Consider the following 24589-nt stretch of genomic DNA (forward strand, 5'->3'; position numbering starts at 1 on the left):
GGCCGTTACCGAGGAGGCGGCGTGCGCCGCCGGTCCGCCGAGACCACATCTGTCGGAGTCAGCGCGTGTCGAGTTCGGACCTGATTACATGTCTCGACAGTGCTTGCACTTCGGGTAGCCGTTCGTACCCGATCGACGGTTCGCCGGCGGGATCTGCTGACCGGACGGGCAGTTGCTCTGGTCGTGATAGACGTCCGGGTCCGAGGGGTTGATCGAGTAGTAGTTGCCGACCTTGGACATGAGTCCTCCCTACCGAGGCCCCACGGTGGTGGCCTCGGTAGGGAGCTTGACGGGGAACACTGACAGTTCTTGTACGAGTTCCCCGGTGAGGTCTCGGACCATCGACATCAGCCGAAGACGCGACGGGCGTCCGCGGACGGTGTAGAGATGGAGGTGCGGGAAGGTGGCGTGGCTCCTGGCGGCCGGATGCCAGTGCATCGCCACAGCTTCGCGCCGTCTGGAGTCCGGAATTCATACAGGTAGGCCGAGTGGTGACCCGCCAGCGCCCCCGGGTGACTTTGTACTTCTCCGGGTCGGTCGGAATGATCCGGTAGTGCATGGATGCAAGGAACCGGCAGCCTGCCGCGTCGCCACGCAGAACGAGGCCATCTCCGCCGTTAAGCCTCCATAGGTGCGTCTTGTCCGTCATCGCGCGACCGCCAGATGAGACGACGATCTTGCCGGAGCGAGGCAGGCCACGACTCGTTCGAGGGGGGCCAGGAACGCCTCGACCGCTTGATACGGCGAAGCTCCCGGCACGAGGCGTCAGCGTACGAGGGGCAGCGCCATGAGCACGTCGAGCAACCCCGGATGGTCATCGGGATCGACGTCGCCGAACGTGCCCTCGTCGAAGGCGGCGAGGAACTCCTCGCCGCTCATGTCCATCGCGGCGTGCGCGATTTGGTCAAAGGCCGCGCGGGCTTCCTCCGGGGTGAGCTCACTGACCTCGACCGACGCGCTGCTCTCTGCGATCGACATCGTCACCCCTCCTCCATCCACACCTCCATCCACAATGACGTCCACAACCACGTGCCTACAGGATGCCCCCGACGGAAACCTCGCGACGGTTCGGGGCGCCTACGCCGTCACACCTTCAGGGCATGCGGTCGTCGGCGAACGCCAGCCCACAAGAAGGGCGAAGTGCACGTCCGTAGGGCCGAAACGGACGCGCCGGTCAACTCTAGCCAGCTACCTTGGTTGCGGACTGAGCACGGCCGTGGGGCACCGTTTCGGCTGTGCCGCCGCGCCGTCTCTGAGCCCGCACTTGATTCCGGTTTACTCATCTCCGGTCGAGACGGGCACCGGCCCACGGTGCGAAGAAGTGACTGGAGGAGTCGAGCGTGGCAACGACGACGCAGATTGTGTTCGTGGACGATTTGACCGGCGACTTGCTGCCGGACGGAGGAGAGACGGTCCACTTCGCCCTTGACGGCGCGTCGTACGAGATTGACCTCAACCAGGCAAACGCAGACGCCCTGCGCGCGGCGTTCAAGCCGTACATTCAGGCCGGCCGGAAGGTGGGCCGCCAGCCGGCCATCGGCCGCCGCGGGCGCCCGACCCGTCACCACACGGCGGCCATTCGCTCGTGGGCGCGGCAGAACGGGCATGACGTCTCCGGGCGTGGCCGTATTCCGATTGCGGTTGTGGAGGCCTACGAAGCGGCCCATTGACGAAAATCGCGTAAGCGACCGGACTGGCCCTCGCCCAGACCAGCGAGCCGCGACGTCACACGTCCGGCGAGGCAGCTGTCCTCGAGAGTTCGACGGACGTCGGGGGGTCGCAAGCGGTTCCGCTACGTCCAAACGAGCCCGGCGAGGGGACCATCCTGGCTGCGGCGCTCCCCAGTCGTTCTGCAGCTCTGCTCCCCTGGCCCCGCGCCGTGCACTTGTAGATCGCTGTGACCCTGGGGTCTGCCTTGCCGGCGGGGCCGGCCTGAGCCGGCCCCACCAGCAGGGGATCAGTAGGTGAACCTCCCGACGGTGGTGCGCAGGTCGGTCGCCATCCGGGACAGCTCGTCGACCGCCGTACGGGTCTGGGTCAGCGCCTGGGTGGTCGACTCCGCCGCCGTCGAGACCCCGGTGATGTTCTCCGCGATCTGCGTCGAGCCGCTGGCGGCCTCCTGCACCGAGCGGGACATCTCGTTGGTCGTCGCCGTCTGCTCCTCCACCGCACTGGCGATGGTGGTCTGCCGGTCGGAGATCTGCGCCACGATCGAGCTGATCTCCTCGATCGCGCTCACGGCAGCGCCGGTGTCGCCCTGGATCGCCAGCACCCGCCGCGCGATGTCCTCGGTCGCCTTCGCCGTCTCCTGTGCCAGCTCCTTCACCTCGTTCGCGACGACGGCGAAACCCTTGCCCGCCTCACCGGCACGGGCGGCCTCGATGGTGGCGTTCAGGGCCAGCAGGTTGGTCTGCTCGGCGATGCTCGTGATCACCTTCACGACGTTGCCGATCTCCGCCGAGGACTCACCCAGCTTGGCGACCGTGGCCGTCGTCGTCTCGGCCGCGGTCACGGCCTTGGTGGCCACGTCGCTGGCCTCGGCAGCGTTGCTGGCGATCTCCCGGATGCTGGCGTTCATCTGCTCGGCACCGGCCGCGACGGTCTGCACGTTCCGGCTGACCTCCTCCGCGGCCGACGAGACGACACCGGACTGGGCGCTGGTCTCCTCGGCACCGGCCGAGATCTGCGCCGACGAGGCGCTGAGCTCCTCCGAGCTCGCCGCCACCGCATCGGCGGAGGACACCACCGTGGCCATCAGGTCGCGCAGCTTGGCCACGGCCTCGTCGAGGGAGGCTCCCATCCGGCCCAGCTCGTCGTGCGTGGTCAGCCCGCTGGTGGCGGTCAGGTCGCCGGCGGCCAGGGCCGTCGTCACGGACTGCACCTTGCGGACGCCCCGTGCGATGCCGCTGGCGACGAAGAGCCCGAGGCCTGCAGCGAGGGAGATGCCGACGACAAGCAGGACGATCGCGACGACCCGCTGGGCAGCGGCATCGTCCTGGGCGGCCTGCGCCGCATCCTCGGCGGCCGCCTGCTCCGCGGTGATCAGCTCGTTCAAGGTCTCCTCGACCTGGCTGCTGAGGGGACGGGCCTCCTGCGTGTTGGCCGCGATCCATCCCTGGTAGTCGTCGGCCAGGGCGAGCGGGGCGAGGGTGGTGTTCGCCACCTGAAGGAATTGGGTGTACGTCGTCTCGGCCTCCGCGGCCAGCTCGGCGTTGGCCGGGTTGGGGCCGTCCGCCAGGTAGGCGTCGAGGGCCGACCGGAACTTCGCCTCGATGTCGGCCAGTCCGTCCTGGTTCTGCCGAGCCTGTACCGGGTCCACGGTCAGCAGGACGTCCCGAATGGCGGCGCGAGTGTCCTTCACGGCACCGCGCATCGCGGCGACGTTGCTGATCCCATGGACGTTGTGCTCCAGCATGGACTGCGTCCGGGCGGCCGCTGTCCCAAGGCTCTGAATGCCGAGAACCCCGACCGCGACAGCCACCAGGGCAGCAACGCTGACCGAGACGAGGACCTTGACCTTGACGCCGCGGTCGCCCCACCAGGCACGACGGCGGTTACCTGTGCCCGAGGCGGGGTTTTCAGGCAGACGTTCTGATTGTGACATCGGGCTATCTCCAGGCGCGGGCCGCAATGAGCGGGATCGAAGCGGGCACACGAGTCCACGGTTCGCTTTGCGGCCCAGTGCACTCGCGGTCGAACCCGTTTGAATATCGGGGATTCGACGTGCCGGACCATACGTCCGCCTCATGTCGGCAACGGCGCGGCCAAACACGTTTCCCGACTGCTTTACTAAGTTGTTGTCAGGAAGGTTGGTCACCATTCCTACCGTGTCGACATGGCGCCAACAACGGTCGCCGACATGAGACCAAGGACGATCGACGAGAGTACGATGAGACCACAGCGTCGCTGCTGGCCACCGCACCGCACCGCAAGGTCATCGCTCAACGAGACGGCCTCCCATGTCAAATAAGCTTGCTCGATTCGCCTGTTCCGACGGCGCAAAGCAAGCCTCTGCACTGCCCCCGCACGTGGCATCGTGGGACATTGCGGCTGCAAACGGGGGTGTACGGCGTACCGTGCTCCCGGCCGCAGTGTCCCTTTACTCGACGCGGGGGCGCTCCCATGACAGGTGACGACAGCTGCGATGCCCGTCGACTTCTTGGGGAGGCAGCCTCGCTACTCGAGGCGGTCGGCTCGGATCGGGACCGAATACCTGCCCCGGTCGCGGAGGACTGCCGTCGGGCGGCAGACCTGCTCCGGCAAGCAGTAGGCTTGCCCGCCCCCGCGGTCATGCCCGCTGCGGACCCCGAGTCGGCCGTCCGCGAGGCCATGACCATGCTGTCCAAACTTAGCGACGCGCAGCTGTCTACTGAGCCGACGCTGACGGCTGTGACGATCCTCTTGCGCGTCTTTGTACGCATCGGCTAGCCGCATTTGCCATGGACCTGCTCGCCGGGCAACAGCTGAGCCGCTTCGCGGCGATCCCGGGTAGCACGGTGTCGGCGAGCTAGTCTCGGCCAGCTACTGGACGGCGACCGCCGACTCGGGATAGGCCAGCCGGGCCCAGCTCCGCGCGGCGCCCATCGCCCTGCCGCCACACAGGAGACCCCATGCCGCCGACCCCCAAGAGTCTGGTCCAGCCTGACCTGACCGACCCGCTGACCGAAATGGTCCTGCGCGCGTGTACCGCCCGCGCCCGCACCCCCCGCTACCTCTCGCTCACTCTGGGCGTCGCACTGGCTGCCGTGCACCATCAGCTCGATCACCTTGTCGCCGCGGGGTTGCTGGCCGCCGAGGCCCCCTCCCGTGTCGACGGTCGGCTAGTTACTCCCTTCCGCACTATGCCGCGCGCCGCCACACGGGCCCACGACCGGAGTCGCCAACCTGTCGATCCCACTCGAGCGTCAGCTACGAGGCGGAACCCAGATCGGCCGACCGCCTGCTCGACGCTGAGGCCGTCGTCGCGCAGCGCGACGAACGCCTCCAGCAATCACCGGTAGCCGGTGTCCTTGTCGATGCCGGCGGCGCGGGCGGACGGTTTGAGACCCCGCCCCATTTACCGCAGCCAGCAACCGGATGCCAGCAGCGGAATTCCGTCGCGCATGCACCGATGACCGGCTTCGAAGAAGGCGTTGCGTCGACCGATAGAACCTGGGGAGGACAATCAGACGCCCCGGGAGTCGGTCCCAGCCTCGTCCGGCTGGCCGCTCGACATCCGCGCCGACGGGTCGCAGGTGGCCGGTAGCGCGAGTCGGGGCACCCGGAGCTGATTGTCATCCGCACCTGCAGCTCGGAAGAGGGTGCTCTGCGCTCAGTCGACAATCGTCGTATACAACCAAAGACGTAACTCTCGTGGTGTCTGTACGCCCATCGCTCCAGTTATTCTCGGGCAAGCCCAGGCCTTCGCCAAACGACGGCACGCATGCTACCCTTGCGGGTAGTTCGGGCCCCGCTTCGCGGGGCCCATTGCCGTTTCTAGGGGTGACCTGTTGGCCATTATTGGGTGGCGTTGAAAATGCACGGGGGAATGAAGGTGTACGTCGGCGACCCGGCCGCCGCCCGCGCCTATGTGGAGGCCGACCGGGGTCGCGCCGATGACTACTACCTCACCGAGGGCACCGGGTTCGCCCGCCGCTTCACCGCCACCGACGGGCGCGTGACCGAACTGGTCTCGCTGACCGGCGACGGCTACGAGACCTGGGTCGCCGGCCGCGACCCGGACACCGACCAGCCGCGGGGGCAGCTGCGCGACGACGCGCGGGCGGTGCGGTTCGTGGAGGTGGTGGTCAACGGCCCGAAGACGTGGTCGCTGGCCGCCGCGCTGCACCCGGACATCGCCGCCGCGTACGAGGCGGCGCAGGACCGCGCGGCCGGGCAGATCGTCGGCTGGCTCTCCCAGCACGCCACCACGCGGGTCGGTCCGCGCGGCGGGCAGGTGCAGGTGCCGCTACAGGCGCTGGAGGCGGCCACGGTGCGGCACTACACCTCCCGGGCGGAGGATCCGCACTGGCATCTGCACCTGCAGCTGCTCTCCCGCGTGTTCGCGGCCGGGAAATGGCGGGGCCTGCACACCGTCGGCATCCGGGACTCGCTCGGGGCGATCAACGGGATCGGGCATGCGGCGATGGCGTGTGATCCGGAATTGAACGCCGCATTCGCCGCGCACGGCTACACGAAGGACGCGACTGGAGAAATACTGGAGCTCGCCGACTATGTCGGCCCGTTCAGCGCCCGGCACGCGCAGATCGCCCGGAATGTGGACCGCTACGAAGCCGAATGGACGGCCGCGCACCCCGGTGAACAACCCGGCCCGGCGTTGCGGCGGGCGTGGGACGCCCGCGCCTGGGCCGACGGCCGCCCGGACAAGGTCACCCCGCAGCCCGGTGCGAACGTGGAGGAGCGCTGGCGGAGGGGGCTGCACGACCTGGGTTGCCGCGACCCCGAAGGTCCCGTTGACCTGGCCCCCACCCCGATCGGCGCGCTCGACCGCGACTGCGCGGCAGAAGTGGTCCTCACCAGGCTGGCCGCCGCCCGGTCGGCGTGGAACGCCGCCGACGTCCGCGGCGAGGTGGAGCGGCTGATCGCCGCCGCCGGTGTGGTGGTCGCGGCTGCGGTGCGCGTCGAGCTGGCAGAGGACGTCACCGCCCGCGCGATGGACCGCTGCGTGTCGCTGCTGGATCGCGACGGGATACCGGAGCACATCCGGGCCTGGACGTCGCAGCCGGTGCTCGAGGTCGAGGCCGACCTGACCGCCCGGCTCGCTGCCCGCGCCGCGACCGGCCGATCGGACCCGGAGCTGACATCGCCCCTCGACCTCGCGGCCGGCGGCGCGAGGCTGGACCCGGGACAGGCCGCGGTGGTCGCCGTGCTGGCCGGTGACCGGCCGCTGGCCGTGGTGGAGGGCGCGGCCGGCGCCGGCAAGACCACCACCCTGGCCGCGGTCCGCGACGTGCTCGGCCAGCAGGGACGTCAACTGGTGGTGGTGACCCCGACGCTGAAGGCCGCCAAGGTCGCCGCCGCGGAGGTGGGTTCGGCGGCCGGGTCGGCGGCATGGCTGGCCTACCAGCACGGCTGGCGGTGGAACGACGACGGCGCCTGGACCCGGCTCGCGCCCGGGCAGACCGACCCGGTCACCGGCCGGGTCTACGCCGGCCCGGCCGAGCAAGCGCGGCTACGGCCGGGAGACCTGCTGGTGATCGACGAGGCCGGCATGCTGGACCAGGACACCGCCCGCGCCCTACTCACCGTCGCCGACGAGTCCCGGGCGCGGGTGGTGCTGCTCGGCGACCGCCACCAGCTGGCTGCGGTCGGCCGCGGCGGAGTTCTCGACCTCGCCGCCGACGCCGCCGACCCGGCGGGGCACCTGACCCTGGAGGCGGTGCACCGCTTCACCCGCACCGGCACCACCGGCGCGCCGGTGCCCGACATCGAGTACGCGGACCTGACCCTGGCCATGCGTACCGGCACCGACCCCGCCGTGGTGTTCGACGCGCTCCTGGCGCGCGGGCAGATCCTGCTGCACCCCGACGCGGCCGCGCTGCGGGAGGCGATCGCGGCGGCCGCCGCCGAGCACCACCGCCGCGGCGAACCCGTGGCGGTGGTGGTGGACACTCGCGAGCAGGCCGCCGAGCTCAACGCCGCCATCCGGGAACGACGGGTCGCCGACGGCCGGGTCGACGACCAGCGCATCGCCGTCACCGGCGCCGGGCAGAGGATCGGCGCTGGGGACCGGATCGCCACCCGCCGCAACGACCACGACCTGGGCGTGGCCAACCGCGACACCTGGACCGTCACCGCCGTCGACCGAAGCGGCGCGCTATATGTCACCCCGGCCCGGCCTGGCACCGGGGACGTTCCCGACGGTGTCACCCCGGCCCCGCAAGGGGCGCGGGTGCTGCCCTCCGACTACGTCACCTCGAACGTGGAGCTGGCCTACGCGAGCACCGCGCACGGTGTGCAGGGTGAGACCGTCGCCGCCGCACACCTGGTGATCGGGGAGCACACCGGGGCCGGGTCGGCCTACGTTGGAATGACCCGCGGACGCGAGGCGGACACCGCCCACCTCATCGCCGCCGACGCGGACGAGGCGAGGGAGCAGTGGGTCGCCGTCTTCGGCCGTGACCGCGCCGACCTCGGGCCCGCGCACGCCGCCGAGGAAGCCGCCGCCGAGGCCGCCCGCTACGCCCCGTCCCGTCCTCTGGAAGAGGTGCTGACCGAGCTGCGCGCGGGGTGGACGGCCGAGCAGCGCTGCCTGGACCGGCTCGCGTTGTGGGAGCCGGAGCGCGACACACTGCGCAACGTCATCGCGCTCGAAGCCCCCCACGTCGGCGAACTCGCGAACCTCGAAGCCGCCCGGGATCAGACGGCGCTCGCCGCGGCGCGGGCGAGCCGCCGGGCCGGGGAGAGCGGGGCGGCTGTCGCCGCCCACGCGGAGCAGGTCCGCGACACCCTCCTCGCGCGCTGGGACGGCGAACGCGACGCCGCCCGCCGAGCCGCGCGGGTGGTGCTCAACGGCTCCGGTCGGTTCGGCCTCCGACGGGGCGCAGTGGCCCGGGCCTGCGAGCAGCTCACCGGCTGGGCCGACCGCTGGCGGCCCCACCTGCCCTCCCTGCCTACCGACCCGGAGGACCTCTCCCCGGTCGCCGGCTGGTTCGACGACCGCCCCACCCTGTGGAGGTCGCTCGACGCCTCCGCCCGCCGGACCGCCGAACAGTCCCATCCCGAACACGCACAGCTCTGCGCAGCTGCCGACGCCGCCCGGCACGCGCACGAGCAGGCCCGGCACGCCGTCGCCGAGGCCGGCCGCCGCCGCGACGAGCGGCTCGACTCCTTCGGTCCCGTGGCCTGGACCACCGACCCGGCCGGCCGCCTCACTGACCTCCAGCGTGACATCGCCGCCACCCGCCAGGAGCTCACCGCCACACGCGCGCGCATCGCGACCCTCACCGCCGAACCGGCCATCCTTGCCCAGCCAGTGGAGCAGCTCACTCGCGACCGCAAGGACTGGCGCACACGGCGCTCGACAGGCACCGACCATCGCGAATCCAGGCGCCCGCGGTCGGCCGCCCCGGTACCGAACGTCCCCCACCCCAAGCCCGAGCGCCTCGGACCGTCCCTCGCCCGTGGAGGCGCGGCGCCGGGCATCGGTCGATGAGCAGGGCCGCCCCCATGGGCCGTCCCGGGCCCGGACACATGCAACAGGAGGAGAACCGGAGAATTTCGGAAGCAATCAGTGGTCGGCTGTCACCAATCGCACCCAAATGGCGCCTTCTCCAGTGAAGGAGCACAGCCCACCCGAGCCCACCGGAGCCAGCCATGTCCGATCAGACCGCCCGCCGCGAGCCCGAACTGCTCACCATCACCGAAGCCGCCGAACTCCTCCGCGCTCCCGTCGCCACCCTCCGGTACTGGCGACATCTGGGCACCGGGCCGCGCAGCTTCCGCCTCGGCCGCCGCGTCCTCTACCGCCACGATGACCTCCGCAGCTGGATTGACGATCAGCACGGCAAGGTCGCGCCTGTCCCGGCCGCGCGTCTGTGATCGGCTCGAGGCACGGCGCACCGCCTTCCACAGATCGCGCTGGCCCCGCCGGAGGAGCAGGGAGCCGACGGCAGGCTGACCACCGGGGTGATCGCGTCGTGCAGCCCCACGCTACGGCGGCCAGCGCTTGCAGAGAGGCAGGTGATCGAGATGGCGTCGATCGCACGGCGGCCTGATGGCACGTACCGGCCGCGGTACCGCGACGAGAACGGCAAGGAACACGCCCGCCACTTCAAGCGCAAGGTCGACGCCCAGCGATGGCTCGACGAGGTCACCGCGGCCGTTCAGACGGGCACCTACGTCGACCCCAAGCGGGCCAGGACGACCGTGGGCGAGTTGGCACCCGTCTGGCTCGCCGGGAAGATCAACCTCAAGCCCACCAGCCGGGCCCGCTACGCCGACGTCCTCAAGACCCACGTCCTGCCGCGCTGGGGGAACGTCGCGCTGATCCGGGTGACGCACGGCGACGTGCAGGCCTGGCTGTCCGAGCTCTCCGACCGGGGGCTGGCCGGGGCCTCGGTCCGCAAGGCGCAGGGCGTCCTGTCCGGCATCCTTGGGCTCGCGGTGCGCGACCGGCGCCTGGCGGTTAACCCCGCACTCGGTGTCGCCCTGCCCCCGATGCGGGAGAAGCGCCGCCGGTACTTGACAGCCGAGCAGCTGGAGGCGCTCGCCGAGGCCGCCGGGCCCGGCCGGGTGGCGGTGCTGGTGCTCGGCTACTGCGGGCTGCGCTGGTCGGAGCTGGCCGCGCTGCGTGTGCGGCACTTCGACCTGCTCCGCGGGCGGGTGCTCGTCGAGGAGGCGGTCACCGAGGTCGACGGCTCCCGCCTGGTCTGGGGCACGCCGAAGACCCACGGCCGCCGCTCGGTGCCACTGCCGCGGTTCCTCGTCGACGAACTGGCCCGCACGGTGGTGACCCGCCCTGCCGACGAGCTGGCCTTCCCCTCGCCGCAGGGCGCGGTGCTGCGCAACCGGAACGCCCGGTCCGCCTGGTTCGACGCCGCGGCCCGGGCCATCGGGGAGCCCGGGCTCACGCCGCACGAACTCCGGCACACCGCAGCCTCGCTGGCGATCAAGGCCGGCGCCAACGTCAAGGCGGTGCAGCGGATGCTCGGGCACGCCTCGGCGGCCATGACCCTGGACCGCTACGCCGACCTGTTCGACGACGACCTGGACGACGTGGCCGACCGGCTGGACGCCCTGCGGGCCTCATCCCTCGGACGAGTTGCGGACTTTTTGCGGACTAAGCCCCCTTCGGAGGGCTCTCCGGAGCCTCCCGCGGAGGTGAATCCCCAGGTCAGAGGAGTGGAGACGAGGGGAATCGAACCCCTAACCCCCGCCTTGCAAAGGCGGTGCTCTGCCAATTGAGCTACGTCCCCGGGGTGGCCCTCGCGGGCCGGGAGATCACCGGGTGGGCCGGCTGACGGCCTCCGGACCGCTGGTGGCCTCGTGCCACAGATCCGCCTCGCCCTTGCCGGCGGAACGCTTGCGGACGGCGGCGAGGGCACCGGCCGCGACGGCCGCGAGCGCCAGCTTCTTCAGCACGCGGAGAACCTCCTCGAGCAGCTTCGCCCGCCGCGGAGGCGACGACCGGAGATGCGCGGAACCAGTGGGCTCCGGCACACGGGTGGGCCTGGGAGGACTTGAACCTCCGGCCTCATCCTTATCAGGGATGCGCTCTAACCGCCTGAGCTACAGGCCCGTGAACCTCGAAAAGCGTACCTGACCCCTGCACCCGCTCCGGCAGGGGGTCGGGCAGGCGCCGGTGGGCGGCGACGGCGGGCCGGGGCGACGGAACGACGCTGGCGCCGGTGGCGGGCGCCTCGTGCGGGGAACCAGGCGCCCGGGGAGCGCCGCCGGAGCCCTGCTCCCCCGCACCAGGGGCCCACCGGCCACGCGGTCGAGCGGCACCGGGCGACGCCGGCGCCCGCCGCTTCGGGCGCACGCGACTACCCGAACGCCCCCGCACGGGCACACGCCCACCAGGACTGGCGCCCGCACGCTGGGCCCCTTCGGTCCGTGGTGGCGCGCTGCGGTCCGGTGGACCGCGGCCGGCCTAGTCCCGCTCGGAGAGGGTGAGCTCGAGCCCGCCGACCAGGTCGGAGCAGAGGTTGTACATGAACGTCGCCACGGTGCACAGCGCCGTCAGCAGGACCACGTTGATGGCGCCGATGATCGCCGCGCCCCAGAAGAAGATGCCCGGCGTGACGACCTCGCTGCCGCCGCCCGACTCCGACGCGTCGCCGAACTGGCCGACCAGCCCGTTGATGGTGTCGAAGACCCCGAGGCCGTTGAGCACCAGGTACATCACGCCGACGGCGACCATCCAGACGAAGAACAGCGAGATGGACAGCACCAGCGAGATCTTCAGCGCCGACCAGGTGTCGATGTGCCGCAGCTGGAGCCGCGCGCGACGGGGCCCGCGACCGGTCTGCTTCGCGGCGGCACGCGGGGGAGCCGTGGCCGCCGCGGTGGCGTCGGGAACGGGGCCGGCGCCCGTGGCCGGTCCGCTCGGCGCGGGGACCGGCGGGGTGGACGAGGAGGCGGACGACGGCGTGGGGCCGGTCGGGGGGTCCACCAGCGGCTGAGGCACCACCGGGACCGATCCGGTGCCCGGGCCCTGCGCGCGCTGCGAGCCGGTCGGGGTGATCGACTGCGTCGTCGAGGCGTCCGGCCCGGTGCCGGGCGTGCCCGACGCGGCCGGGCCGTCCCCTGCCCGGGAGTCGGTGCGCACCGAACTGTGCGTCCGGTCGCTCATGCCAGTCTCCCGTTCCCCAGCGGCGGAGCCGCTCTCTCGGTGTCGGTCCTGCGGCGACCGGGGCCGCCGCAGGACACGGACGCTTCCGTGACTAGCTGCTCACCCTAGGCCGCCGGCTCGTCGTTGTCCGTCGTACGCGCGATCGCCACGATCGACACGTCCTCAGGCAAGTTCATGAGCTTGACACCCATGGTCGCGCGATCCTTGTTGTGCCGCACCCCGTTGACCGGCGTCCGGATCACGCCGCCACCGGAGGTGATCGCGTACAGCTCGTCGCCGAGGGTCACCGCGAGGGCGCCGACGAGCGCACCCTTGCGTGCCTTCGGGTCGGCGGTGAGCACGCCCTTGCCGCCGCGACCCTGGTTCGGGTAGTTCTCGATGCCGGTGCGCTTGGCGAACCCGCGCTCGGTGGCCACCAGGACGTCGACGCCCTCCTGGACCACCATCATCGACAGCAGCCGGTCGTCGGAGCTCAGGGCGATGCCCCGCACGCCCTCGGTCGCCCGGCCCATCGGCCGCAGCGCGGCGTCGTCGGCCTTGAACCGGATGGACATCGCCTTGCGGGTGACCAGCAGGAGGTCCTGCTCCGGGTCGATCAGCGCGGCACCCACGAGCTCGTCGCCGTCCCGCAGGTTGACGGCGATGACGCCACCGGTGCGGGGGGAGTCGAAGTCGGTCAGCCGGGTCTTCTTCACCTGGCCCTTGGCGGTGGCCAGGACCAGGTACGGCGCGACCGAGTAGTCCTTGATCTGCATGACCTGGGCGATCTTCTCGTCGCCCTGGAAGGCCAGGATGTTCGCCACGTGCGCGCCGCGGGCGGTGCGGTTGGCCTCGGGGAGCTCGTAGGCCTTGGCGCGGTACACCCGGCCCTTGTTCGTGAAGAACAGGATCCAGTCGTGGGTGGAGCCCACGAAGAAGTGGTCGACGATGTCGTCCTGCTTGAGCGCGGCACCCATCACGCCCTTGCCGCCGCGGCGCTGCGAGCGGTAGAGGTCGCTCTTCGTCCGCTTGGCGTACCCGGTGCGGGTGATGGTGACGACGACCTCCTCCTCCGCGATGAGGTCCTCCATCGACACGTCGCCGTCGTTCGCGACGAACTGCGTGCGGCGGTCGTCGCCGTACTTCTCGACGATCTCGGCGAGCTCGTCCTTGATGATCTGCCGCTGGCGCTCGGGAGAGTTCAGGATCGCCTGCAGGTCGGCGATGCGGGCCTCGATCTCGGCCAGCTCGTCCATGATCCGCTGGCGCTCGAGGGCGGCCAGACGGCGCAGCTGCAGATCCAGGATCGAGATCGCCTGGATCTCGTCGACGTCGAGCAGCTCCATCAGCCCGGTTCGAGCCTCGTCGGCCGAGGGGCTGCTGCGGATGAGCGCGATGACGGCGTCGAGCTGGTCGAGGGCCTTGGCCCAGCCGCGCAGGATGTGTGCGCGCTCCTCGGCCTTGCGCAGCCGGTAGCGGGTGCGCCGCTGGATGACGTCGATCTGGTGGTTGACGTACTCGCGCACCAGCTCGTCCAGGCGCAGCGTCCGCGGGACGCCGTCGACGATGGAGAGCATGTTGCAGCCGAACGTGGTCTGCAGCTGGGTGTGCTTGTAGAGGTTGTTCAGCACGACCTTGGCGACGGCGTCGCGGCGCAGCGTGAAGACCAGCCGGCGGCCGACGCGGTCGCTGGACTCGTCGGCGATCTCGCTGATGCCCTGGATCCGGCCTTCCTTGATCGACTCGGCGATCGACTCGGCCAGGTTGTCGGGGTTCACCTGGTACGGCAGCTCGGTGCAGACCAGCTGCACCCGGCCGCGGGCGTCCTCCTCGACGGTGACGACGGCGCGCATGCGCACCGAGCCGCGCCCGGTCCGGTAGGCGTCCTCGATGCCCTCGCGCCCGACGATCAGGCCGTGGGTCGGGAAGTCCGGGCCCTTGACCCGCTCCATGCAGGCGGTCAGGGCTTCCTCGGGCTCCGCATCGGGGTGGTCGAGGGTCCAGAAGACGGCCTCGGCGACCTCGCGCAGGTTGTGCGGCGGCATGTTCGTGGCCATGCCGACCGCGATGCCGGCGGAGCCGTTGATCAGCAGGTTCGGGATGCGCCCCGGCAGGACCAGGGGCTCCTGGTTCTTGCCGTCGTAGTTGGGCTGGAAGTCGACGGTCTCCTCGTCGATGTCCCGGAGCATCTCCATGGCCAGCGGCGTGAGCCGGGCCTCGGTGTACCGCATGGCCGCGGCCGGGTCGTTGCCCGGTGAGCCGAAGTTGCCCTGCCCGTCGATGAGCGGGTAGCGCATCGCCCACGGCTGGGCCAGCCGCACGAGGGCGTCGTAGATCGAGGTGTCGCCGTGCGGGTGGTAGTTACCCATCACCTCACCGACGACGCGGGCGCACTTGACGTAGCTGCGGTCGGGGCGGAAGCCCTGGTCGTACATCGCGTACAGGACGCGGCGGTGGACCGGCTTGAGGCCGTCGCGGACCTCGGGCAGCGCGCGGCCGACGATGACCGACATGGCGTAGTCGATGTAGCTGCGCTGCATCTCCTGCTGGAGGTCGACCGGTTCGACGCGGTCGCGGGGTGGGGTCTCCGTCACGGTTCAGATCTCCACAGGTCGGTGCACAGAGGTGGACAAAGTCGCAGGTCAACCGGGCCGTCGAGCGGCCGCCGGAAGGTGTTCACCGGCCGGCCGCCCGACGGCGCCGGGTCAGACGTCGAGGCTCCTACACATCCAGGAACCGGACGTCGCGCGCGTTGCGGGTGATGAAGCTGCGGCGTGCCTCGACGTCCTCGCCCATGAGCACGCTGAACAGCTCGTCGGCGGTGGCGGCGTCCTCGAGGGTGACCTGCAGCAGGATGCGCGTCTCCGGGTCCATCGTGGTCTCCCAGAGCTCCTTGGCGTTCATCTCGCCGAGACCCTTGAACCGCTGGATCGCGTCGTCCTTGACCTTCCGGCCGGACTCGGCGGCCGCCTTGAGCACGGCGTCCTTCTCGCGGTCGGTGTAGACGTAGTCGTCGGCGTGCTTGCCGCCCCACTTGATCTTGTACAGCGGGGGCTGGGCGAGGTAGACGTGCCCGGCCTCGACCAGCGGCCGCATGAAGCGGAACAGCAGGGTCAGCAGCAGGGTCCGGATGTGCTGGCCGTCGACGTCGGCGTCGGCCATCAGGATGATCTTGTGATAGCGCAGCTTCGACAGGTCGAACTCGTCGTGGATGCCGGTGCCGAACGCGGTGATCATCGACTGGACCTCGTTGTTCTTGAGGACCCGGTCGATGCGCGCCTTCTCGACGTTGATGATCTTCCCGCGGATGGGGAGGATCGCCTGGAACATCGAGTCGCGGCCGGACTTCGCCGAGCCACCGGCCGAGTCGCCCTCGACGATGTAGATCTCCGAGGCGCGCGGGTCGGTGGAGCGGCAGTCGGCCAGCTTGCCGGGCAGCGAGTTGTTGCTGAGCAGGCTCTTGCGGGCCAGCTTGCGGGCGTCCTGCGCCGCACGCCGGGCCCGGGCCGCGGACGAGGCCTTGTTGATGATCATCTTGGCCTCGGCCGGGTTGGCCTCGAACCAGTGGCCGATCTGCTCGTTGCAGACCCTCTGGACGAAGCCCTTGACCTCGGTGTTGCCGAGCTTGGTCTTCGTCTGCCCCTCGAACTGCGGGTCACCGAGCTTGACCGAGACGATCGCGGCCAGGCCCTCGCGGATGTCCTCGCCGGTGAGCTTCTCGTCCTTGCCCTTGAAGAGCTTCTTCTCCTCGGCGTACCGGTTCACGATCGAGGTCAGCGCCGCACGGAAGCCCTCCTCGTGCGTGCCGCCCTCGTGCGTGTTGATGATGTTCGCGAAGGTGTAGACCGACTCCGAGTAGGCCTCGGACCACTGCATGGCGACGTCGATCGACATGGCCATGTCGTTCTTGCCGGTGCCCTCGGCGGCGAAGCTGACGACCGACTTGTGGATCGGCGACTTCTTCGCGTTGATGTGCGCGACGTAGTCGATCAGGCCGGCGTCGTACTTGTAGGTGATCTCGGTCGGCTCGAAGGCCTCGTCCTCGGAGCCGGCCTGCGGGGCGGCCTCGGCCAGGGTGACCTCGTCGGACAGACCGGACTCGGCCTTGCTGTGCCCCGGGCGCTCGTCCCGCAGCGTGATGGTCAGCCCCTTGTTGAGGAAGGCCATCTCCTGCAGGCGCCGGTTGATCGTGTCGAACGAGTAGCGGGTCGTCTCGAAGATGTCGCCGTCGGCCCAGAAGGTGATCGCGGTGCCGCGCTTCTTGGTGGGGCCGACCTCCTCCAGCGGGCCCGGCTTGGCGTAGGCGTAGCTCTGCTTCCACTCCGTCCCGTCCCGCCAGACGTTGACGTCCAGGCGCGTGGACAGGGCGTTGACGACGGTGACACCGACGCCGTGCAGACCGCCGGAGACCCCGTAGCTCTTGCCGTCGAACTTCCCGCCCGCGTGCAGGACGGTCATGATCACCTCGACCGTGGGGCGCTTCTCCACGGGGTGCTCGTCGACCGGGATGCCACGGCCGTTGTCCTCGACCCGGACGCCGCCGTCGGCCAGCAGCGTGACGTGCACGGTGTCGGCATGACCGGCCAGCGCCTCGTCCACGGAGTTGTCGACGACCTCCCACACCATGTGGTGCAGGCCGCGCTCGCCCGTCGACCCGATGTACATACCCGGGCGCTTCCGCACCGCCTCGAGACCCTCGAGGACGGTGATGGAGCTGCCGGAGTAGGCGTTCTCGGTCAGGGGTGCTGCGACCACGTGGGGCCTTCCTCTCGAGCAACCGGCGACCTCGCACCCCTTCGGTCGGACAGGGGTGGACGGCGCAGAAGGGCGCTCAGCCGGTTGCTGACGGTTTCCACCCACCACGATACCGCGCGGTACGACAGGAATTGCGCCGTCCACGCCCTGAGGGGGTGTCTGCGCCACTTTCGACACCTTCCGCACCATGGGAGTTGGTACCCGGCCCGCCACGCCGCTGCCGGGCCCGTGGCGGCTCGCAGCGGCGGACGCCGGTGACCGCTGCCGCGCAGACTCGGGTCATGGCCCTCCCCGAAGCAGGTCCGACCGACCCTTCAGCCGGCAGCGCGCTCACCTGCCTGGTCACCGGCGCGACCGGCTACGTCGGCGGGCGGCTGGTGCCGGAACTGCTGGCGGCCGGCCACCGGGTGCGCGTGATGAGCCGGTCCCCGGAGCGGCTGCGGGACCACCCCTGGGCCGGCGACGTCGAGATCGCCCGCGCCGACGCGGGCGACCCCGACGCGGTCGCCGAGGCCTGCCGGGGTGTCGACGTCGTCTACTACCTGATCCACGCCCTCGGCACCGGGCCGTCGTTCGAGGAGACCGACCGGCGCACCGCCCGCGTCATGGCGGACGCCGTCCGCGGTGCCGGGGTGCGTCGGCTGGTCCACCTCGGCGGGCTGGAGCCGGACGACGAGGAGCTCTCCCCGCACCTGCGCTCCCGCGCTGAGGTGGCCGCCGTCCTGCTGGACTCCGGCGTCCCGACCGTGGTGCTGCGCGCCGCCGTCGTCCTCGGCTCCGGGTCGGCGTCCTTCGAGATGCTGCGCCACCTCACCGAGCGGCTGCCGGTGATGGTCACGCCGCGCTGGGTGCACAGCCGGATCCAGCCGATCGCCGTCCGGGACGTGCTCCGCTACCTCGTCGCCTGCGCTCAGCTGCCCGCCGACGTGCACCGGTGCTTCGACATCGGCGGCCCCGACGTCATGAACTACGCGGAGATGATGCAGCGGTACGCACGCGTCGCCGACCTGCCACGGCGCCGCATCCTCCCCGTGCCGCTGTTCAGCCCGTCGCTGTCCAGCCACTGGGTCGGCCTGATCACGCCGGTGCCGGCGGGCATCGCCCGGCCGCTGGTGGAGTCGCTGCGGAACACGGTGGTCTGCGCCGAGCACGACATCGCCGAGCACGTGCCCGATCCGCCGGGCGGCCTGCTGGGGTTCGACGACGCCGTCCGGCTGGCGGTGCAGCGCGTCCGCGACTCCGCCGTCACCACCCGATGGGCGTCGGCGTCGGTACCCGGCGCGCCCTCGGACCCGCTGCCCACCGATCCGGACTGGGCCGGCGGCAGCCTCTACGTCGACGACCGGGAGCGCGCCTGCGCCGCCCCCGCCGACGCCCTGTGGCGCGTGGTCGAGGGGATCGGCGGCGAGCGCGGGTGGTACTCGTGGCCGCTGGCCTGGCGGGTGCGCGGCTGGCTGGACCGCGCGGTCGGCGGGGTCGGACTGCGCCGCGGGCGCCGCGACCCCGACCGGTTGTACGTCGGGGACGCGCTGGACTTCTGGCGGGTCGAGGAGCGGGAGGACGGCCGGCTGCTGCGGCTGCGCGCCGAGATGCGGGTGCCGGGCCTGGCCTGGCTGGAGTTCCACGTGGAACACGGCGCCGAGGCGGACGGTGGCAGCGTCCTGCGGCAGCGGGCCACCTTCGCGCCGCGCGGACTCGCCGGGCATGCCTACTGGTGGGCGGTGGCCGCGTTCCACGGGTTCGTCTTCGGCGGGATGCTGCGGGGACTCGTCCGGGCCGCCGAGGACCGCGCCGCGAACTGACTCCTGCGCCCGCCGCCGAACCGGCGACGTGCTGGAACGGCCCCCTTGCAGGGCCCCGCCGCGAGCCTGCGAGTGGTGGGGGGCAAGGGGGTCCCCTTTCAGACGAGCAGCTGCGCGGCCGCCAGCTCCCGGTACAGGTCGCTGGTCTCCAGCAGCTCGTCGTGCGTGCCGCGCCCGACCACCCGGCCCCCGTCGAGCACCACGATCTGATCGCTGTCGCGGACCGTGGACAACCGGTGGGCGACGACCAGGAGCGCCCGGTCGGCCGAGGCCGCGGCCAGGGTGTCCCGCAGCAGCCCCTCGTTGCGGGCGTCCAGGCTGGCGGTCGGTTCGTCCAGGAGCAGCAGCGCCGGGCGGGCGAGCAGCGACCGCGCGATGGCCAGCCGCTGCCGCTCTCCCCCGGACAGCAGCACGCCCTCGTCACCGACCGAGACGTCCAGCCCCCGGGGCGAGCGCCGGACGACGCCGGTCAGCCCGACGTCGGCCAGCACCGCCCACAACTCGTCGTCCGTGCTGCCCGGTGCGGCGAGCAGCAGGTTCTCCCGGACCGACCCCGCCAGGACCGGCGCCTCCTGCTCGACGTAGCCGAGCCGGGCCCGGAGCGCGGCCCGCGGCAGCTCCCGGACGTCGGTCCCGGCCCACCGGATGCACCCGCCGGACAGCGGGTAGAAGCCCTCGACCAGGGCGAGGACCGTCGACTTCCCCGCTCCGGAGGGCCCGACCAGCGCCACCCGCGCCCCGGCCGGCACGGTCATCGACACCTCGCGCAGCACCTGCGTCCCGTCCGGGTAGGCGAAGGAGACGTCCTCGAGGGCGAGCAGCGGGGTCGGGTCGCCGGGCTGCGGTGCCCGCGGGACGTCGCGGGACCGGGCGAGGGCACCGCCCCGTTCTGGCCGGTCGTCGGCCTCCGGCGCGAGGTCGAGGATCTCCCGCAGCCGGGCGAGCGCGCCCAGCCCGGTCTGCAGCTGCGTCCACGCACCGATGGCCTGGCCCAGCGGCATGACCAGCAGGAACAGGTACAGGATGAACGCGACGAGGTCGGCGACGGCGATCGAGCCGGTCGCCACCCGGTAGCCGCCCAGCCCCAGGACGGCGAGGAACGCGCCCTGCACGGCCACCTGACCGGCCGGGGCGACGAGCGCCTGCAGTCGCGCCACCCGCACGCCGGCCGCGTAGGCCTCGCCCGCGGCCTCGCCCACGACGCCGACCTCGCGGGCCGTGGCACCGCTGGCCCGGATGGTGCGCACCGCCGACAGCGCCCGTTCGACGGTCGCGGTCATCGCGCCCACCGCCGCCTGCGCCTCCTGGGAGGCACGGCGCACCCCGCGCGAGACCGTCACCACCACCGCCAGCCCGACGCCCACGGCACCGACGGTGACCAGCAGCAGCCAGCCGTCGACGAGCGCCATCGCCACGAGCGCGCCGACGGCGACCACCGTGGAGCCGGCGATCTCGACGACGCCCGAGGTGACCGTGGCCCGCAGCAGGGTGGTGTCGGCCCCGACCCGGGAGATCAGGTCGCCGCTGCGGCGCCGGTCGTACTCCGCGATCTCCAGCCGGAGCAGCCGGTCGGCCACCGTGCGGCGGGTCGTGAGCACGACCCCCTCGGCGGTCCGCTGCAGCAGGAACTGCTGCACCGCGCCCAGTCCGGCCGACGCCAGGAGCACCGCCACCAGGGCGAGCACCACCGGGAGCAGCGGATCCCCGGCGCCGACCGCGCGGATCGTCGCCGACACCAGCGCCGGCTGGGCGAGAGCGGCGGCCGCGGCCACCAGCGACAGGGCACCGGCCGCCAGCAGGGGCCGGCGGTGCGGACGCAGCAGGGGCAGCAGGTCCTTCACGCCGGCAGCGGGAGCTGCGGCGGGTCCCTCGTCGGTCACCGTCGGCCGGTCAGTTCCCGCCGGCACCCAGCGCGGCCACGATCGCCGACAGCAGCCGGGCGTGGTGCTCGAGCAGCTGCGGGCGGTGCCCGTCGGGCCGGACGGCGGACACGTGACCGGCGCCGGACCAGAACTCGTCGCCGTCGTCGGTGCCGAGCAGCAGGCCGTGCACCGCCGGGTCCTGCGCGAGCCGGTGCAACCGCGGGTCGTCCTCGGCCGCCAGCAGCAGCCAGCGCGCGTCGAAGGCGGGGTCGCCGGTGCCCAGCGGCACCATCCCACCGGTGCGGTGCCGCCAGAACCGGGAGGGGCTCAGTCGGAAGCCCGGCACGCTGCCCAGCAGGGGGGCCGCGGTGATCGCGTACTCCGGGACGACGTACCGCCCCGAGGCGTAGACGACGTCGAAGGCGACCAGCTCCAGCGGGCCGGCCCGCCCGCGCAGCACGTTGCCCGCGCGGTGATCCTTGGTGGCCCGGACCGGGGAGCTCGCGATCACGCCGGCCAGCGGCGCGTCCTCGGGAGCCGTGCCGTCGGACACCGTCCAGCCCTGCTGCAGCGCCCAGCCCTGCGACCCGACGAGGTCACCCTGGTAGGCGAACACGTGGTCGGCCGCGCCGGGCGTCCGCCGGCGACCCCGGCCTCCGCCGAGCCAACCCGGTGCGCCGGCGGCCGGCTGCTGGGGGCCGCCGGCGTCCTCCGGCGGGGGGCCTGCCTGCGGGGGGCCCTGCGGCGGGGGCGCGTCCAGCGGCGGGCGCGCCTCGTCGGGTGCCGGCCCCGCGGCCGGCGGTGGCACCGGCCGCTGCGGCTCGGCGGCCGGCAGGTCCCAGCCCGGCGGCTGCCAGGAGCGCGCGGACAGGGGCTCCTGGTCGTCGCGGGGCTTCTTCCGCCGGTCGACGAAGTTCGGCTGGTCGGCCTCGTCCTCACCTGCACCGCCGGAGCCGAGGTGCGGCGGCTCGCGCCAGCCGCTGCCGTCACCGTCGTCGAAACCGTCCCGGTCACCGTCGCGGGGGCTGCTCATCGCTGCATCCTCCTCCCGGCGCCGATCAGTGCGTCGGGCGCCTCATCCGTACGTGTCGCGGGGCCCCCGGCCGCGCACCGAGCGTGGACCCTTCTTCCAGCTGGGGGCCGTCGGACCGACAACGCGCAACGACGTCACGACGTCCCCGCCCACCTGCGCGCGGAGCTTGCCGAGGATCGACGGGGCCAGCAGCCGCAGCTGGGTGGCCCACGCCGTGGACTCGGCCACGACGAGCAGCACCCCCTCGCTGAGGGTCTCCGGCCGGCAGTGCGAGGCGATGTCCGGGCCGACGATCGTGTCCCACCGGCCGAACACCGACCCGACCAGGGTCTGGGACGACCAGTCCTCGCTGGTGACCAGGGAGTCGACCAGGCGACCCAGCGGCTGGGGGTCGTCGGCGCCGGGTCCGGGGCCGCTCCAGCTGCGGCGCGGCCCGGCCACCCGTCGCCGGGTCGGCCGGGGGCGCGAGGCCGATGCCGCCCGAGCCGCCTCCAGGGCGGCCCGGGCGATGTCGCTGGGGCGGGCCGGGCGGTCCTCGCTCATGTCGTGCCCTCCCCGGTCGGGATCGCGTCCTTGACCACGACGGCGAAGCCGTCGCCCACCTCGACCCGCGCACCGCGCAGCTCCGGAGGGACGTCGTCCACCACCGCCGCGGTGATGAGGGTCTGCTCGGCCGACCGGGCGACGGCGGCCAGCGCCGCCCGACGCTCGGCGTCGAGGGTGGCGAAGACGTCGTCGAGGATCAGGATGGGGTCCTCGCCCTCGGCCCTCAAGAGGGCGAACGTCGCCAGTTTCAGCGCCAGCGCGAGCGACCAGGACTCGCCGTGGCTGGCGAACCCCTTCGCCGGCGCGGGTCCCAGGTGGATGACCAGGTCGTCGCGGTGCGGCCCGACCAGCGTCATGCCGCGGTCCAGCTCATCCCCTCGGCGCTCGGCGATGCGGGCGCCCAGGGCCTCGGTCAGCTCCGCGACCGAGGGCAGCGCGACCCCCGGCACGAGCGCGGCGCCCTCCCCGGCCAGCGGCACCGTGGAGCTGTACCCGAGCCCCGCCACGGCGGCGCCGGCGCCGGCCACCCCGGCGTAGGACTCCGCGACGTGCGGGACCAGGTCGGCGATCAACCGGAGCCGCGCGTCCAGGAGCTGCCCCCCGAGGTCGGTCAGGTGGCCGTCCCAGACGTCGAGGGTCTCCATGGCCTTGCCCCGCGCCAGCCGCGCCGTCTTCAGCAGGGCGTTGCGCTGCTTGAGCACCCGGTCGTAGTCGCTGCGGACGCCGGCCAGCCGCGGGGTGCGGGTGACCAGCAGCTCATCCAGGAAGCGGCGCCGTTCGGTCGGGTCGCCGCGCACCAGGGACAGGTCCTCGGGGGCGAACAGCACCGTGCGGACCAGGCCCAGCAGCTCGCGGGGACGCGGCAGCGGGCCCCGGTTGACCCGGACCCGGTTGGCCCGCCCGGGGTTGATCTCGATCTCGACCAGCAGCTCGCGGTCACCGCGGCGCAGCGCGGCACGGACCACCGCCTGCGCCGCGCCGTGACGCACCAGGGGTGCGTCTCCGGAGACCCGGTGGCTGCTCATGGTCGCCAGGTAGCCCACGGCCTCGACCAGGTTGGTCTTGCCCTCGCCGTTGCGGCCGACGAACACCGTGGGCCCCGGGCCCAGGGCCAGGTCGACCCGCTCCCAGCTGCGGTAGTCCCCGACCTGCAGGTGCCTCAGGTACACCGCAGCGCCCGAGGTGACGTGCTGGAACGGCCCCTGGCGCGGGGCTGGAACGGCCCCCCTTCAGGGACCCGCGCCGAGCGGAGCGAGGCGTGGGGGGAAGGGGGGTCCTCTCTCACGCGGGCCGCTCGGCCTCCTGCGCCTGGACGGCGCGCACCGCGTGCCCGCCGAACTGGTTGCGCAGCGCGGCGACCGCCTTCATGGTCGGCGAGTCGTCCTGGCGGGAGGAGAAGCGGGCGAAGAGCGAGGCGGCGATGGTCGGCACCGGGACGGCGTTCTCGATCGCCTGCTCGACGGTCCAGCGGCCCTCGCCGGAGTCCTCGGCGTAGCCGGTGATCCGGTCGAGGTCGGGGTCCTCGTCCAGCGCCCGGACCAGCAGGTCGAGCAGCCAGGAGCGGATGACGGTGCCCTGGGTCCAGGAGGCGATGACGCCCGGGACGTCCTCGACGAGGTCGACGGCGGCCAGCAGCTCGTAGCCCTCGCCGTAGGCCTGCATCAGCGCGTACTCGATGCCGTTGTGGACCATCTTGCTGAAGTGTCCGGCGCCCACGGGGCCGGCGTGCACGAAGCCCGCGCCGGGCATCGGCTGGCCGGACTCGTCGTGCGGCGCCGGCGGCTTGAGGGCGTCGAAGATCGGCTGCGCCTTGGCGACGTCCTCCTTGGTGCCGCCGACCATCAGCGCGTAGCCGTTCTCCAGGCCCCAGACACCGCCGGAGACCCCGGCGTCGATGTAGCCGATGCCCTTCTCGCGGCACATCACGTCGTGGACCTGGTCGTCGGTGTACTTGGAGTTGCCCCCGTCGATGATCACGTCACCGGGCTGCAGCAACCCGGCCAGCTCCTCGACCGTCTGCCGCGTCGGGTCGCCCGCGGGGACCATGACCCAGACGACGCGGGGCGCGGCGAGGGCCTCGACCAGCGCCGGGAGGCTGTCGACGTCCCGCTTCCCGGGGGACCGGTCGTACCCGACGATCTCGTGCCCGGCGCGGCGCAGCCGTTCGGCCATGTTGCCGCCCATCTTGCCCAGCCCGATCAGCCCCAACTGCACGACGGCGTCCCCTCTGTCGTAGATCACGGTTGTCCTGCCCATCGTGCCCGGCGGGCGGCCTCGCTGCAGGGCCCCGTCGCGAGCGTGCGAGTGGTGGGGGGCA

At 72.2% G+C, this 24589-nt stretch carries 15 protein-coding genes, 2 tRNA genes and 1 pseudogene; 5 read left to right on the plus strand and 13 right to left on the minus strand.

What is annotated here, in order from left to right:
* Nucleotides 1-765 precede the first annotated feature (765 nt).
* A complete protein-coding gene (locus GCU60_RS03790; RefSeq protein ID WP_163202502.1) occupies nucleotides 766-978 on the minus strand; it encodes a hypothetical protein in 213 nt (70 codons plus the stop codon).
* Nucleotides 979-1340: 362 nt separating this feature from the next.
* On the opposite strand from GCU60_RS03790, the gene GCU60_RS03795 reads away from it, so the two are divergent.
* Entirely contained in the window at nucleotides 1341-1670 is a 330-nt protein-coding gene (locus tag GCU60_RS03795) for an Lsr2 dimerization domain-containing protein (protein ID WP_163202368.1), read from the plus strand.
* Nucleotides 1671-1957: 287 nt separating this feature from the next.
* Here GCU60_RS03795 and GCU60_RS03800 read toward each other — a convergent pair whose 3' ends face one another.
* Complete coding sequence (locus GCU60_RS03800) at nucleotides 1958-3604, minus strand: methyl-accepting chemotaxis protein (protein WP_163202370.1); 1647 nt, start codon at nucleotides 3602-3604, stop codon at nucleotides 1958-1960.
* Nucleotides 3605-5527: 1923 nt separating this feature from the next.
* Between GCU60_RS03800 and mobF the strand changes: the two genes are divergently transcribed.
* The 3 genes and pseudogenes from mobF to GCU60_RS03815 form a co-directional block, all read left to right on the plus strand.
* Nucleotides 5528-9154 (plus strand): MobF family relaxase, encoded by a 3627-nt coding sequence (gene mobF / locus GCU60_RS03805; protein WP_163202372.1) that lies wholly within the window; start codon nucleotides 5528-5530, stop codon nucleotides 9152-9154.
* Nucleotides 9155-9315: 161 nt separating this feature from the next.
* Complete coding sequence (locus tag GCU60_RS03810; protein WP_163202374.1) at nucleotides 9316-9540, plus strand: helix-turn-helix transcriptional regulator; 225 nt, start codon at nucleotides 9316-9318, stop codon at nucleotides 9538-9540.
* Nucleotides 9541-9690: 150 nt separating this feature from the next.
* Nucleotides 9691-10638 (plus strand): annotated as a pseudogene (locus GCU60_RS03815) (tyrosine-type recombinase/integrase); the annotation flags it as partial.
* Between the two features lie 205 nt (nucleotides 10639-10843).
* Here the strand turns inward: GCU60_RS03815 and GCU60_RS03820 are convergent.
* The 6 genes from GCU60_RS03820 to gyrB form a co-directional block, all read right to left on the minus strand.
* A tRNA-Ala gene (locus GCU60_RS03820) sits at nucleotides 10844-10916 on the minus strand.
* 25 nt (nucleotides 10917-10941) lie between these two features.
* Nucleotides 10942-11082: a DLW-39 family protein gene (locus GCU60_RS19785; RefSeq protein WP_204261441.1), complete on the minus strand. Its 141-nt coding sequence runs from the start codon at nucleotides 11080-11082 to the stop codon at nucleotides 10942-10944.
* A gap of 83 nt (nucleotides 11083-11165) precedes the next feature.
* Nucleotides 11166-11239 (minus strand) — tRNA-Ile (locus GCU60_RS03825).
* Between the two features lie 354 nt (nucleotides 11240-11593).
* Nucleotides 11594-12295, minus strand: a complete 702-nt coding sequence (locus GCU60_RS03830) for a DUF3566 domain-containing protein (RefSeq protein ID WP_163202376.1) — start codon at nucleotides 12293-12295, stop codon at nucleotides 11594-11596.
* A gap of 104 nt (nucleotides 12296-12399) precedes the next feature.
* Nucleotides 12400-14868, minus strand: a complete 2469-nt coding sequence (gyrA, locus tag GCU60_RS03835) for a DNA gyrase subunit A (RefSeq protein WP_163202378.1) — start codon at nucleotides 14866-14868, stop codon at nucleotides 12400-12402.
* A 127-nt stretch (nucleotides 14869-14995) separates the two neighbouring features.
* Entirely contained in the window at nucleotides 14996-17029 is a 2034-nt protein-coding gene (gene gyrB / locus GCU60_RS03840; RefSeq protein WP_163202380.1) for a DNA topoisomerase (ATP-hydrolyzing) subunit B, read from the minus strand.
* A gap of 281 nt (nucleotides 17030-17310) precedes the next feature.
* Here gyrB and GCU60_RS03845 point away from each other — a divergent pair, with 281 nt between their 5' ends.
* Nucleotides 17311-18831, plus strand: a complete 1521-nt coding sequence (locus GCU60_RS03845) for an SDR family oxidoreductase (protein ID WP_163202382.1) — start codon at nucleotides 17311-17313, stop codon at nucleotides 18829-18831.
* 98 nt (nucleotides 18832-18929) lie between these two features.
* On the opposite strand, the gene GCU60_RS03850 is transcribed toward GCU60_RS03845, so the two are convergent.
* From GCU60_RS03850 to gnd, 5 genes are all read right to left on the minus strand, one after another.
* Entirely contained in the window at nucleotides 18930-20711 is a 1782-nt protein-coding gene (locus tag GCU60_RS03850; protein WP_345770372.1) for an ABC transporter ATP-binding protein, read from the minus strand.
* A 10-nt stretch (nucleotides 20712-20721) separates the two neighbouring features.
* Nucleotides 20722-21726: a hypothetical protein gene (locus GCU60_RS03855; RefSeq protein WP_163202384.1), complete on the minus strand. Its 1005-nt coding sequence runs from the start codon at nucleotides 21724-21726 to the stop codon at nucleotides 20722-20724.
* Nucleotides 21727-21768: 42 nt separating this feature from the next.
* The gene (locus GCU60_RS03860) at nucleotides 21769-22269 is read right to left on the minus strand and encodes a DciA family protein (RefSeq protein ID WP_163202386.1); all 501 of its coding nucleotides are present in this window, start codon (nucleotides 22267-22269) and stop codon (nucleotides 21769-21771) included.
* A complete protein-coding gene (gene recF / locus GCU60_RS03865) occupies nucleotides 22266-23441 on the minus strand; it encodes a DNA replication/repair protein RecF (protein WP_163202388.1) in 1176 nt (391 codons plus the stop codon). The genes GCU60_RS03860 and recF overlap by 4 nt, the downstream gene beginning before the upstream one ends.
* Before the next feature lie 112 nt (nucleotides 23442-23553).
* Nucleotides 23554-24513 (minus strand): phosphogluconate dehydrogenase (NAD(+)-dependent, decarboxylating), encoded by a 960-nt coding sequence (gene gnd / locus GCU60_RS03870; RefSeq protein ID WP_345770373.1) that lies wholly within the window; start codon nucleotides 24511-24513, stop codon nucleotides 23554-23556.
* Nucleotides 24514-24589: the final 76 nt, after the last annotated feature.

This window comes from Blastococcus saxobsidens, from assembly GCF_010682065.1.
Classification (GTDB): domain Bacteria; phylum Actinomycetota; class Actinomycetes; order Mycobacteriales; family Geodermatophilaceae; genus Blastococcus; species Blastococcus saxobsidens_B.